This is a genomic window from Streptomyces sp. R-07 (assembly GCF_049913175.1).
Taxonomy (GTDB): Bacteria; Actinomycetota; Actinomycetes; order Streptomycetales; family Streptomycetaceae; genus Streptomyces.
Map to the genome: position 1 here is coordinate 1,141,352 of NZ_CP183978.1, position 13,770 is coordinate 1,155,121.

Here is a 13,770-nt window from a genome sequence, read left to right on the forward strand (position 1 = left end):
CTGACCAACACTCCTCATGAGATGCCGAGTTCACTTTCGATGAAGCTGAAGATTTCGTCGTCGCTGGCCGACTCGATGGCCGCCAGGACGGGTTCGTCGCCGGCCCGGTCGGCGACGGGCGCATCGGGCCGCGGCCCGTGCCGCTCGTCGTGCGGCTCCGGTGCGGGCTCCCGCGGGGAGAGCCGGTCGAGCACGCGGGCGGTGACGGCCGCCGGTGTCGGGCAGTCGAAGAGCAGGGTCGTCGGCAGCCGCAGTCCGGTCGCGGCGTTGAGCCGGTTGCGCAGTTCGACCGAGGTGAGCGAGTCGAAGCCGAGCTTGGAGAAGGCCCGTTCGGCTTCGACGGCCTCGGGGCTGCCGTGGCCGAGGACGGCCGCGGCGCACTGACGGACCAGTTCGAGCACGGTGTGGTGGCGCTCTTCCGCGTCCAGGCCGGCCAGCCGGTCCGCGAGCCCGACGGAGCCCTGCGGGGCGTCGGCCGCCGCCCGGGCGGCCTCGGTCCTGCGGGCCGGGACACGGACCAGGCCGCGCAGCATCGGGGGCGGTGCGACGCCCTCGGAGGCCGCGCGGGTGCGCAGGGCCGTCGTGTCCAGGGCCACCGGGACGAGCAGGGGGGCGTCGCCGGCCAGGGCCGTGTCGAGCAGCCGCAGGCCGTCGTCGGAGGCGAGGGGGCCGACGCCGGAGCGGGCCATGCGGGCCAGGTCGGTCCCGGTGAGTTCGCCCGTCATGCCGCTGGCCTGCTGCCACAGGCCCCAGGCCAGGGACACGGCGGGGAGGCCCTGGGCCCGGCGCAGGTGCGCGAGGGAGTCCAGGAAGGCGTTGGCCGCCGCGTAGTTGGCCTGGCCGCCGAGGCCGAGAGTGCCGGCGACGGAGGAGAAGAGGACGAACGCGGACAGGCCCCGGTCACGGGTGAGCTCGTGCAGGTGCCAGGCGGCGTCCGCCTTGGGGCGCAGCACCCGCTCCACCTGCTCGGGGGTCATGGCCTCGACGGTCGCGTCGTCGAGCAGACCGGCGGCGTGGACGACGGCGGTCAGCGGATGGGCGGGGTCGATGGCGTCGAGCGTGGCCGCGAGCGCCGCGCGGTCGGCGGCGTCGCAGGCGGCGATCTCGGTCAGGGCGCCGAGGGCGGCCAGTTCCGCCACGAGCTCCCCGGCGCCGGGCGCCGCACCACCTTGACGACTCGTCAGAACGAGGTGACGGACGCCGTGCTCCGTGACGAGGTGGCGGGCGACCAGCCGGCCGAGGGTGCCCGTCCCGCCCGTGACCAGCACGGTGCCGTTCCCGTCCAGCGGCCGCCGTGCGGCGTCCGCCGCGGGCTCCGCGTGGACCAGGCGGGGCGCGAGGCCCTGGCCCGCCCGCAGGGCGAGCTGGTGCTCGGCCCGGGCGAAGCCGGTGGCGAGGGCCGCGCGCAGGGCCGCGGCGGAGCCGTCACCGGCCGTGGCCGCGTCCGTGTCGAGCAGCAGGCAGCGGTCCGGGTACTCGGTCTGCACGGTACGGATCAGGCCCCAGGCGACGGAGGCGGCGAGGTCCGTGACGCCGGCCGTGGGTTCCGTGGCGACGGCGCCCCGGGTCACCACGGCCAGCCGGGTCGTCGCCAGGCGCTCGTCGGCGAGCACCCGCTGGACGGTGTCGAGCAGGTCGCGGGCGATCCGGTGTCCGGTGACGGCGGGGCCGGTGTCCGGGGCCGGGTGGGCGGTCGGGTCCGACCCGACGGGGACGACCAGCAGATCGGGTGCGCGCTCCCCCACGTCGAGGCCGGTGAGCAGCGCGGCCAGGCCGTCGTGGGCGGCGGCGGTGCCGAGGCCGGGTACGGCTCCGGGGAGGCCGAGCACCGCGACCGTGCCGAGCCCGTCGGCGGCGGGCGCCGCGTCGAGCGCGACGGGGGTCCAGCGGACGGCGAAGAGGGTGTCCTGCCGGCGGGCCAGTCCCGCGAGCCGCTCCGGCTCGACCGGGCGCATCACCAGTGCGTCGACGGTGGCCACCGGCTGCCCCGCCGGGTCGGCGACCATCACGGAGACGGCGTCGTCGGGGGTACGGGACAGGCGCACCCGGAGGGTGGTGGCGCCGTGCGCGTGGAGCCGTACACCGTTCCAGGCGAACGGCAGCAGGGGCTTGCCGGCGGGCGTCCCCGCGTCCGCGCCCGGTGCGGCGTCGAGCAGGCCGATCGCGTGCAGGGCGGCGTCCAGGGCGGCCGGGTGGAGGCCGAAGTCCTCGTCGGACCGGCCGGTTTCGGGGAGCGCGACCTCCGCGAACACCTCGTCGCCGAGACGCCAGGCCGCCCGCAGCCCCTGGAACACCGGGCCGTATTCATACCCTTGCGCCAGCAGCTGTCCGTAGCGGTCGCCGAGGTCGAGGGCCTGCGCGCCGGCCGGGGGCCAGGCCGAGCCGGCCGAGGGGCCGGAGACCGGAGCCGGGGCCGACGCGGCGAGCCAGCCGTCCGCGTGCCGGGTCCACGGGCGGGCGGCGACGTCGCCGGACTCCTCGGGGCGGGAGTGCACGGACACCGGGCGGCGGCCGGACGCGTCGGCGGAGCCGACGACCACCTGCAGCCGGACGGCCGCGTCCTCGGTGAGGGCGAGCGGGGCGTGCAGCACGAGTTCGTCGAGATCGGCGTGGTCCAGGCGGGCGCCGGCGTGCAGCACGAGGTCGACGAAGGCGGTGCCGGGCAGCAGGACGGTGCCGAGGACGGCGTGGTCCGCGAGCCAGCGGTGGTCGCGCGGCGCGATCCGCCCCGTGAAGACCACGGGTCCGTCGTCGGCGAGGTCGAGGCAGGCGCCGAGGAAGGGGTGACCAGCCGGCTCGACCCCCAGCTCGTCGGGGGCCGTGGCACGGCGGGCCGGCTCCATCCAGTAGCGCTCGCGCTGGAAGGCGTACGTCGGCAGCTCCACGCGGCGCGGGGTGGCCGTGCCGTACAGCGGGGTCCAGTCGACGGGGAGGCCGCTGACGTACGCCTCGGCGGCGGACGCGGCGAAGCGGAGCAGGCCGCCGTCGTCGCGGCGCAGCGAGCCGACGGTCAGGAGGGGTTCGGTTCCGGTCTCGGCCTCCACGGTCTCCTGGACACCGGTGGAGAGCACGGGGTGGGCGCTGACCTCGACGAAGGCGCGGTGGCCGTCGCGGGCCAGCAGACCGACCGTCTCCTGGAAGCGGACGGTGCCGCGCAGGTTGCGGTACCAGTATCCGGCGTCGAGCGGCTCGTCGACGATCCGCCGGGCCAGCAGGGTCGAGTAGAACGGGATGCTCGGCGTGCCGGGCGTGATCGGGGCCAGGGCGGCCAGGACGTCGTCCTCGATCGCCTCCACGTACGCCGAGTGGGAGGCGTAGTCGACGGGGATGACGCGGGCGCGTTCCCCGGCGGCGGTGCACTGTTCGACCAGCGCTTCCAGCGCGTCGGGTTCGCCGGCGACGACGGTGGACCGGGGGCTGTTGAAGGCGGCGACGCCCAGCCGGCCGGCCCAGGGGGCGATCCGCTTCTCCGCCTCGTGGGCCGGGAGGGCGAGGGAGGCCATGCCGCCGCGGCCGGCGAGGCGACGGGCGATCGCCTGGCTGCGCAGCGCCACCACCCGGGCCGCGTCCTCCAGGGACAGCGCGCCGGCCACGTACGCGGCGGCGATCTCCCCCTGCGAGTGACCGACGACCGCGGCGGGCTCCACGCCCCACGACCGCCACAGGGCGGCGAGGGACACCATCACGGCGAAGGACACCGGCTGGACGACGTCGACGCGGTCGAAGGACGGCGCGCCGTCGGTTCCGCGCAGGACGTCGGTCAGCGACCAGTCCACGAACGGCGCCAGCGCCTCCTCGCAGGCTTCGATGGAGTTCCGGAACTCCGGTGCGGCGTCGAGCAGTTCACGGCCCATGCCGGCCCACTGGGCACCCTGGCCGGGAAAGACGAAGACCGTGCCGGAGCCGTCCTGCGCCGTTGCCGTGCCGCGCACGACCGAGGCCGACTCCCCCGCCTCCGCGAGCGCCCGCAGCCCCGCCTCCAGCTCCGCCCGGCCGGTGCCGAGCACCACCGCGCGGCGCTCGAAGGCGGCCCGGGTGACCGCCGACGAGTAGCCGAGGTCGAGCGGCGAGAGCGTCTCGTCCGACGTCAACCGGTCGGCGAGCCGGGCGGCCTGGCCGCGCAGCGCGACCTCCGACCGCGCGGACAGGACGAGCGCGGCGGGGGCGGCGCCGTGGTGCGCCGGACCGGTCGGTACGGGTTCGGTCCCGACCGGCTCGGTCCCGACCGGCTCGGTCCCGACCGGCTCGGTCCCTGCCGGTTCGGGCCGCACGGGCTCGGTCCCTGCCGGTTCGGGCCGCACGGGCTCGGGCCGCGGGGCCTGTTCGAGGATGACGTGCGCGTTGGTGCCGCTGATGCCGAAGGAGGAGACGGCCGCGCGGCGCGGGCGGCCGGTGTCGGGCCAGTCCACGGCTTCCGTCACCAGTTCCACGGCGCCCGCCGACCAGTCCACGTGCGGGGACGGCTCGCCGGCGTGCAGGGTCCGGGGCACGACGCCTTCACGCAGGGCCATCACCATCTTGATGACGCCGCCGACGCCGGCGGCGGCCTGGGTGTGCCCGATGTTCGACTTCAGCGAGCCGAGCAGCAGCGGCTGTCCGTCCGGGCGCTGCCGGCCGTAGGTGGCCAGGACCGCGGTCGCCTCGATGGGGTCACCGAGGCGGGTGCCCGTGCCGTGCGCCTCGACCACGTCCACGTCCGCCGGCGTCAGGCCCGCGCGCTGCAGGGCCTGGCGGATGACCCGCTCCTGGGCGAGACCGTTCGGCGCGGAGAGGCCGTTGCTGGCGCCGTCCTGGTTGACGGCGGAGCCGCGGAGCACGGCCAGGACGGTGTGTCCGTGGCGCCGGGCGTCGGAGAGGCGTTCCAGGACGACCATGCCGACGCCCTCGCCCCAGCTGGTGCCGTCGGCCGCGGCCGAGAAGGCCTTGCTGCGGCCGTCGGGGGCGAGGCCGCGCTGTTGGCCGAACTCGACGAACATGCCGGGCGTGGCCATCACGCAGACGCCGCCCGCGAGGGCGAGGGAGGACTCGCCGGACCGCAGCGACTGCACCGCCATGTGCAGGGCGACGAGGGACGACGAGCAGGCCGTGTCGACGGTGACGGCGGGGCCCTCCAGGCCCAGGGTGTAGGCGATACGGCCGGAGGCGACGCTGGTGGTGCCGCCCGTGAGCAGGTAGCCCTCGGCGCCCTGCTCCGGTTCGTGCAGGCGGGGGCCGTAGTCCTGGGCCATGGCGCCGACGAAGACGCCGGCGGCGGCGCCGCGCAGGGAGTGCGGGTCGATGCCGGACCGCTCCAGGGCCTCCCAGGAGGTCTCCAGGAGCAGCCGCTGCTGCGGGTCCATGGCGACCGCCTCACGCGGCGAGATCCCGAAGAAGGCGGCGTCGAACTCGGCCGCGCCGTACAGGAACCCGCCCTGGCGCACGTACGACTTGCCCGGCTTCCCCGGCTCGGGGTCGTAGACGCCGTCCAGGTCCCAGCCCCGGTTCTCGGGGAACGCGCCGACCGCGTCCGTGCCCGTGGCGACGAGCCGCCACAGGTCCTCCGGCGACTCCACGCCGCCGGGGAACCGGCACCCCATGCCGACCACCGCGATCGGGTCGTCCTCGGCCGGCGCCTCGGACACGGCGGCGGGGCGCTCGTCCTGGGCCGGCTCGGTGAGTTCGGCCAGGAGGTGGTCCGCGAGGGCCCGGGGGGTGGGGCGCTCGTAGACGAGGGTGTTCGGAAGCCTGAGGCCGGTCGCGGACTGGAGGCGGTTGCGCAGTTCGAGCGCGGTGGTCGACTCCATGCCCAGGTTCTTGAAGGTCACCGCGGGGTCGACCGCGTCGGGGCCGTCGAAGCCGAGGACCACGGCCGTCGTGGCGCACACCAGGTGCAGCACCCGGCGCTGTCGTTCGGCGGCGCTCATGGGCGCCAACTCGGTCCGCATCGAGGGCTCTTCGTCGAGCGTCGCGGCTTCCTCGCGCGGTGCGGCGGCGGATGCCGCGGACGGGTGCGCGGCGGGGGCCGGGCGGGCCGCGTCGAGTTCGGGCAGCCAGTGGCGGCGGCGCTGGAAGGCGTACGTGGGCAGGTCGAGGGGGTGCGCGCCGGGGAAGCAGGCGGCGAGGTCGACGGGCAGCCCGTGGACGTACGCCTCGGCGAGGGACCGCAGGAGCCGGTCCGGTCCGCCCTGGTCGCGGCGCAGGGTGCCGACGGCCGCCACGGGGAGGTCGCGGGCCTCGGCCACGTCCTGGACGGCGGAGGTGAGGATCGGGTGGGCGCTGGCCTCGACGAACGCCGTGTGGCCGTCGTCGAGCAGGGCCTCGACCGTCTCCTGGAAGCGGACGGTGCCGCGCAGGTTGCGGTACCAGTATCCGGCGTCGAGCGGCTCGTCGACGATCCGCCGGGCCAGCAGGGTCGAGTAGAACGGGATGCTCGGCGTGCCGGGCGTGATCGGGGCCAGGGCGGCCAGGACGTCGTCCTCGATCGCCTCCACGTAGGCCGAGTGGGAGGCGTAGTCGACCGCGATGCGGCGCACCCGGACGTCCTCGCGCTCCAGTTCGACGGCGAGGGCGTCGAGGGTGGCGGGCTCGCCGCAGACCACCGTGGCGGAGGGCCCGTTGACGACGGCGATCCCGACGCCCGCGAAGCGGCCCTGGAGCCGGCGGGCGACCTCCTCGGCGGGCAGGGCGACGGAGGCCATGCCGCCGCGGCCGGCGAGGCGACGGGCGATCGCCTGGCTGCGCAGCGCCACCACCCGGGCCGCGTCCTCCAGGGACAGCGCGCCGGCCACGTACGCGGCGGCGATCTCCCCCTGCGAGTGACCGACGACCGCGGCGGGCTCCACGCCCCACGACCGCCAGACGGCGGCCAGCGACACCATCACCGCGAAGAGGACGGGCTGGACCACCTCCACGTCGTCCAGCGACGGCGCGCCCGGGGCGCCGCGGAGGACGTCCGTCGCCGACCAGTCGACGAAGGGGGCGAGCGCACGCTCGCAGGCCTCGATCGAGGACCGGAACACCGGGGAGACGTCGAGCAGTTCACGGCCCATGCCGGCCCACTGGGCACCCTGGCCGGGGAACACGAAGACCGTGCCGGAGCCGTCCTGCGCCGTTGCCGTGCCGCGCACGACCGAGGCCGACTCCCCCGCCTCCGCGAGGACCCGCAGCCCCGCCTCCAGCTCCGCCCGGTCGGCGCCGAGCACCACCGCACGCCGCTGGAAGCCCGTGCGCGTGACCGCGAGCGCGTGACCGAGGTCGGCGTCCCGCTGTCCGGGGTGGGCGGCGCAGTGGTCGAGCAGCCGGGCCGCCTGAGCACGGAGGGCGGCCTCGGTGCGGCCGGAGAGCACCCACGGGGTCGCTCCGAGGGGGGCGGCCGGCCCGGGTCGCGCGGCCTCCGGCCGCTGTCCGGCCGGCGCCTCGGTGAGGATCAGGTGGCAGTTGGTGCCGCCCATGCCGAAGGAGGACACGCCCGCGTACCGCGCGCGGCCCGGCTCCGTGGTCCACTCCGTGAGGGTGGTCTGGACGCGCAGCCCGAGCCGGTCCAGGTCGATGGCGGGGTTCGGGGTGACGTGGTCGAGCGTGGGGGGAAGCTGCCCGCGGCTCAGGCAGAGCGCGGTCTTGACGAGGCCGACGATGCCGGAGGCGCCTTCGAGGTGGCCCACGTTCGTCTTGGCGGAGCCCACGGCGACGGGGGCCTTCACGGGGGCGGGGGTCTCGGCGAGGGCCGCGCCTTCCACGCGAGCCGGGCCCTCCGCGCGAGCCGGGCCCTCCACGACGGCCCGGTGCTCGCCGCCGGGGCGGAGCGCCGCGCCCAGGGCGGCGGCCTCGATCGGGTCGCCGACCGGAGTCCCGGTGCCGTGCAGCTCGACGTAGCCGATGTCGGCCGCCGCGACGCCCGCGCGTCGCAGGGCCGCGCGGATCACGTCCTCCTGGGCCTCCCGGTCGGGCACGGTGAGCCCGGCGCCGCCGCCGTCGTTGTTGACGGCTCCGCCGCGGATGACGCAGTGGACGCGGTCGCCGTCGGCGAGGGCGTCGGCGAGCCGCTTGAGGACGACGGTCGCACCGCCCTCGCCGCGGACGTAGCCGTTGGCGCGGGCGTCGAAGGTGTAGCTGTGGCCGTCCGGGGACAGGGCGCCCATGCGCTCCATGCCGAGGGTGCTCTCCTCGGCGAGGACGAGGTTGACGCCGGCGGCGACGGCGACCGTCGACTCGCCGCGGCGCAGGCTCTCGCAGGCGAGGTGGACGGCGACGAGGGAGGACGACTGGGCGCAGTCCACGGTGAGGCTGGGGCCGCGCAGTCCGAGGAGGTACGAGAGACGGTTGGCGATCATGCCGCGGTGCAGCCCGGCGGCGGTGAGTCCGGAGATCGCGTCGGGGCCGGTCCGGCGCACCAGGGTGGCGTAGTCGTCGTTGATCACGCCGACGAAGACACCGGTACGGGTCCCGTGGAGTCGGTCCGGGACCAGCCGCGCGTCCTCGAACGCCTCCCAGGCGAGTTCGAGCATGAGCCGCTGCTGCGGATCCATCGCGGCGGCCTCCCGCGGCGAGATGCCGAAGAACGCCGCATCGAACTCGTCCTTCCCCTCGATGAACCCGGCCCGCCTGCCCGTGTGTTCGTCCCGGGTGACGCCGGAGATCCCGGCGGCGAGCAGGTCCCAGAACGCCTCCGGGGAGTCCGCACCCGCCACCCGGCAGGACAGGCCCACGACGGCCACGGCCTCGTCGGCCGCTTCGTGGTCGGGGGTCACGGTCCCCTCTTGTGAACGCATGTGAACTCGTGTCCCCTCTTCGTGGGCAGGCGGGTGGTGGGTGCGGGATGCGGGTGGGCGATCCGGGGGCGCGCGGGCCGGTCCGGGCTCGGGCTCAGCTGGAGAGCACGGCCTTGAGCGTGGTGCCGTCGGCGACGTCCCGGACCGCGGCGCCGTGCTCGGCCAGCGGGTACGAGGTCACCAGGCTCCCCAGGTCGAACCGGGCGGTGAGCGCGGGCAGCAGCTGCACGTACTCGGTGAGGTGCGCCCCGGTGAAGGCCCAGGACCCGACGACGTCGAGCTGCCGGTAGACGATCTGGTGCGGGTTGACCAGGGTGTCCCCGGCGTCGGTGTACTGACCGATGATCAGGTACGAGCCGCCCCTGCGGGCCAGGTAGAGGCCCTGGGCGACCGCGGCGGGGACGCCCGCGCACTCGATCACCAGGTCGGCGCCGTGGCCGCCGGTCTCCTCGCGGACCAGGTCGAGGGCGGCGTCGGTGCCCTCCGGTCCGGTGATGTCGATGTGCACGTCGCCGATGCCCGCCTTCGCGGCGAGGTCGAGCCGGCTCTTCGGGCCGCCGACGACGATGACCTTGGCCGCCCCGGCGAGCTGGGCCAGCGCGGCGGCGGCGAGGCCGACGGGGCCGCTGCCCTGGACCACGACGACCTCGCCGACGCGCACCGGGCGGCGCTCGTACAGGGCGTGGACGACGGTGGGTCCGGCGCAGGCGAAGGACATGGCGGCGATCGGGTCGACGCGGTCGTCGAGGCGCACGACGGTGGCACCCTCGTGCAGCACGATGGCCTCGGCCCAGGCGCCGGCGAGCGGGGACCCGTCGGCCAGGGCCCGGTTGACCCCGTAGGTGCGGCGGTTCTCGCAGAGGGTCGGCTCACGGTGCAGCCGGCAGGGCACACACGTGCCGCAGGCGATCGAGGAGGCCCACATCACCGTGTCACCGACGGCCAGTTCGGTTCCGGCGGCGTCGCGGGTCGGGGTGCCGGGTCCGAACTCCGCGATGGTGCCGAGGCCTTCGTGGCCGAGGACCAGCGGGGTGGGGATGGGCAGGTGGCCCTCCTTCAGGTGGAGGTCGGTGCCGCAGACGCCACCGTGGCGGCAGGCGACGACCATGCCGCCGGCCGGGGCGGCGGGAACGTCGAACTCCCGCAGTTCCAGCGGCGCGCCGAACCGCTCCAGGACGACGGCCCGTGCGCGCTTCACGCGGCGGCTCCCTCGAGGACGTCGAGGAACGGGCCGTCCAGGACGCGCAGCGGCTCGGTGTCGCGGCACACGACGTACTCGGGGCGCGGCTCGCCCTCCCAACGGGGCAGGTTGGCGGTGTCGTTGTACGTCATGATGAGCAGCCGGCGCGGGAACGGCGACATGTTCGGCGCCGAGCCGTGCACGATCTCCGGCGAGAAGAGGACGACCGATCCGGCGCGCCCCTTGGGGCTGGCCATGCCGCGCTCGGCGACGAGGCCGGAGAGCTGCTCCTCGCCGAGGGCGATGTCGTCCGGGTCGAGGTGCTGGGCGGACTTCACGGTGGTCTTCCGGCTCTTGTTGATCAGGCCGGAGCGGTGCGAGCCGGGCAGGAAGATGACGGGCCCGTTGAACTCGTCGACGTCGTCCAGGAAGACGGCCACGTTGACCTGGCGCGGCGCGGGGAGGCTGTCGGCGATCTGCCAGGCCACGTAGTCCTGGTGCCAGGACCACTTCTCGCCGCCGAAGGCGGGCTTCGCGTTGATCTTGAACTGGTAGATGTAGACGTCGTCCGTGAGGAGCTGCTGGACCGGGCCGAGCAGCCGGGGGTCGCGTACCAGGCCGGCGTACTCCGGCTGGCGCTGGTGGGAGGCGTACACGGCGCGCACCTCGTCCCGGCCCTCCTCGGCGACCCGCTGGGGGCCGGGGATCCGGCAGTCACGGTCGAAGGCCTCACGCAGCCGCTCGATCTCGTCGTCTCCGAGCGCGGAGTCGAGCAGGAGGAATCCGTCCTCCTGATAACGGTCCATCTGTTCCTGGGTCAGCCGCATTGCGAGTTCTCTCCAGACGTTTCGGGTAGCGAGAGGGAAGGGAAGGAGAAAGGAGCCCGGACCTGGTGGGCCGGGGCGCCTATCCCATGAAATTCCCGCCGTCGACGATCAATTGCTGTCCGGTGATGTAGCCGCTCTTGGCGGTCACCAGGAATTCCAGAGCATCGGCGATGTTCTCCGCCGTGCCGATTCGCCGGGAGGGAATGGTGCGCAGGATCTCCGCGCGCCGTTCGGGGTCGTCGAGCGCGTAGCGCTCCGTGACTTCCGGGGTGTCGGTGAATCCGGGGATGAGGGAGTTGACCCGTACCGTCGGTGCGAGTTCCAGGGCGAGGCACCGGGTCAGGTGGAGCAGCCCCGCCTTGGCCGCGCAGTAGTTCGCACCGTTGACGCGTGGCCGGATCGCCGTGGTGGCTCCGACGTTGACGATCGTTCCCCCGCCGGCCGCGAGCATCGCCGGGGCGAGTGCCCGGGTCAGCCGGAAGGGGCCGGAGAGGTTGGTGGCCAGGACCTGGTCCCAGTCCTCGTCGGTGAGGTCGAGGAACGGGCGGTCGCGGTTGACGCCGGCGTTGTTGACGAGGACGTCGGGGGCGCCGGTCGCCGCGAGGATCCGCTCACAGCCCGCCGCGACCTCCTCGGGGCGGGCCACGTCCATGCGGACCGCCTCGATCGCCCCGTCGCCCGCCGCCACCGCGAGGTCCGCGGCGGCCTTGTCGCTGCGGTAGAGGGCGTGGACGTGGTGGCCGAGGGCGGCGAGCCGCAGGCTCAGGGCGAGCCCGATCCCGCGGGTGCCGCCGCTCACCACCGCTGTGCGCTGTCTCATCGCGGCTCAGGACCAATACTGGAGGGTGCCGCCCGCGGTGACGCCCAGGAAGAAGGACAGGGCCACGCGGCGGCCGGGGCCCTCGTTCCCGTGCACCGCGTGGTAGTTGCGCGGGTCGAAGAGGACCGCGTCGCCGGCGCCGGGGCGCACCAGGACGCTGGGTTCCCGCTCCGCCAGCTCCTCGGCGTACCCGTAGCCGTCACGGACCTGCTCGTCGCCGGGCAGCCAGCGGCGGCGGTAGATCCGGGTGGCGCCGCCGCCCTCGGGCATGGACAGGTACCAGTTGAAACCGAGCTGCGCGATGACCGGCTCGTCGAGGGCGCCGGGCAGTTCGCGGGCGATCTCGTCCCAGTGCATCTTCATGCCGCCGGTGGTCTCGCGGATCATGCCCGCGTACATGGCCCGGCCGGCGGCGGTGGCGGTCCGCGTCTCGCCGCCCCAGGCCCCCCGGATCCGGCCCACGGCCACGTCGAGCGGGTCGCGGCCGTCGAGCAGCGTCGAGCGGTGCCGGGCGGACTCCTCGGCGTCCTTCCAGTACGCGTCGCCGAGTCCGTGGACGTCGTAGTGGTCGTACGCCGCGGGGCCCAGCTTGGGGATGCGGGGGACGACGATCTCCTCGTCGTAGGAACCCATCGGGCAGGTGTCGAGTCCGGCCAGGACGCCGGCGCATTCCTCGGGGCTGCCGAAGTTCTTGATGTGGACGGCGCCGAGGGTTCCTGCCGCAAGTCGGACGAGGTGGTCCCGGGTCAGCTTGTCGGCGGTCTCGACCGTCTCCACGTCGAAGAGGACGTAGATCGGGGTCTGATTGCTGCTGACGTTCTCACGCGTCGGTACGGTGGTTGTTCCCACAGGTTCTCCAGATGATCGCTCGAGGAATAACCGTCGGTCTCTCGTGTTTCCCTCGAGTTCGACGGTACGAGGGGCCGGTCGCCCCGTTGCACCCCTATCGGCCCCTAAGCCTTCAGGGGGTCGACGTGTGCCGAGATGGTGGCGATGACATCGCGCTGCCGGTCGGCCAGGTAGAAGTGCCCGCCGGGAAAGACCCGCAGGGCGAAGTCGGCCGTGGTGTGGTCGCGCCAGGCGGCGGCCTGTTCCGCCGTGACACGGGGGTCCACGTCGCCGATGAGGGCGAGGACGGGGCAGCGCACCCGGGCACCGTCCTCGGGCGTGTAGGTCTCGACGGCCTTGAAGTCGGCCCGGATCGTCGGCACGACGAGCTGGAACAGCTCCGGGTCTTCCAGCAGCCGCACGTCCGTGCCGCCGAGCCGCTGCAGCTCGGCGAGCAGGGCACGGTCGCCGAGCCGGTGGATGCCGTCGTCCCGGCTCAGCGCGGGGGCGCGCCGGCCGGAGGCGAGGAACAGGTCGGGGGCCCGGCCCGTGCCCAGCCGTTCCAGGGAGCGGGCCGTCTCGAAGCCGACCAGGGCCCCCATGCTGTGTCCGAAGAAGGCCAGGGGCCGGTCCGCCGGGACCCGGTCGGCGATTTCCGCCGCGATGGTCCGGGCGAGTTCGCCGACGCTCTCCACGCAGGGTTCGCGGTGGCGGTCCTGCCGGCCCGGGTACTGGACGGCGAGGACGTCGTACCGGGCCGACAGGGCTTCGGAGTAGGGGTAGTAGAAGCTCGCCGATCCGCCCGCGTGCGGGAAGCACACGAGCGTGGCGGCGGCCCGGGCCGGGGTGCCGTGGTAGCGGCGCAGCCACGGCCCGGGGTGGTCGAGCGGAAGGGTGCGCCCGCCGCCGGCGGGCAGGCTCGCCGCGGTCACGACGCGACGAGGTCGCCGCGCAGCAGTCCGGAGCCCTCGGGGGTCTCGGCCGGGTCGGAGCCCAGGTGCTGGACGGTGTTGTGCTGGTCGACGAAGACGACGCGCGGGGACAGTTCGCGGGCCTCGGCGTCGGTGACGGTGGCGTACGCGATGATGATGACGAGGTCTCCGGGGCTGATCAGCCGGGCGGCGGCGCCGTTGATGCCGATGACGCCGGAGTCGCGCGGGCCCTCGATGACGTACGTGGAGAGCCGGTTGCCGTTGTCGATGTCGACGATGTCGACCTTCTCGCCGGGCAGCAGGTCGGCGGCCTCCATGAGTTCGGCGCTGATGGTGACGGAGCCGACGTAGTGGAGGTCGGCCTGCGTCACCGTGGCGCGGTGGATCTTGGACTTGAACATGGTTCGGTACACGGCGTTCTCGTCTCCTGAGTCCT

General features: G+C 74.7%; 7 protein-coding genes. All 7 read right to left on the minus strand.

All coding sequences use genetic code 11. From position 1 onward, the window contains the following. Window positions 1-14 precede the first annotated feature (14 nt). Entirely contained in the window at window positions 15-8,726 is an 8,712-nt protein-coding gene (locus ACN9M0_RS05195; protein ID WP_426403194.1) for a type I polyketide synthase, read from the minus strand. Window positions 8,727-8,841: 115 nt separating this feature from the next. After that, window positions 8,842-9,945, minus strand: coding sequence for a zinc-binding dehydrogenase (locus ACN9M0_RS05200; RefSeq protein ID WP_426403195.1), 1,104 nt, complete (start codon window positions 9,943-9,945; stop codon window positions 8,842-8,844). Next, window positions 9,942-10,733, minus strand: coding sequence for a phytanoyl-CoA dioxygenase family protein (locus tag ACN9M0_RS05205; protein WP_426403196.1), 792 nt, complete (start codon window positions 10,731-10,733; stop codon window positions 9,942-9,944). The genes ACN9M0_RS05200 and ACN9M0_RS05205 overlap by 4 nt, the downstream gene beginning before the upstream one ends. Window positions 10,734-10,833: 100 nt before the next feature. Then, on the minus strand, window positions 10,834-11,574 hold the full coding sequence (locus ACN9M0_RS05210; protein ID WP_366038639.1) for an SDR family NAD(P)-dependent oxidoreductase: 741 nt from the start codon (window positions 11,572-11,574) through the stop codon (window positions 10,834-10,836). A 6-nt stretch (window positions 11,575-11,580) separates the two neighbouring features. After that, window positions 11,581-12,423, minus strand: a complete 843-nt coding sequence (locus tag ACN9M0_RS05215; protein WP_366038637.1) for a proline hydroxylase — start codon at window positions 12,421-12,423, stop codon at window positions 11,581-11,583. A gap of 104 nt (window positions 12,424-12,527) precedes the next feature. Next, complete coding sequence (locus tag ACN9M0_RS05220) at window positions 12,528-13,334, minus strand: thioesterase II family protein (protein ID WP_366038636.1); 807 nt, start codon at window positions 13,332-13,334, stop codon at window positions 12,528-12,530. Next, window positions 13,331-13,747 carry an aspartate 1-decarboxylase gene (gene panD, locus ACN9M0_RS05225; RefSeq protein ID WP_366038635.1) on the minus strand — a complete coding sequence of 139 codons (417 nt, stop codon included), beginning with the start codon at window positions 13,745-13,747 and terminating at the stop codon, window positions 13,331-13,333. The genes ACN9M0_RS05220 and panD overlap by 4 nt, the downstream gene beginning before the upstream one ends. Between the last annotated feature and the right edge of the window lie 23 nt (window positions 13,748-13,770).

Bases quoted from the DNA above. Each gene is read 5' to 3' on its own strand.
- ACN9M0_RS05205 (WP_426403196.1), bottom strand. From the start codon at position 10,733: ATGGACCGTTATCAGGAGGACGGATTCCTCCTGCTCGACTCCGCGCTC.
- ACN9M0_RS05210 (WP_366038639.1), bottom strand. From the start codon at position 11,574: ATGAGACAGCGCACAGCGGTGGTGAGCGGCGGCACCCGCGGGATCGGG.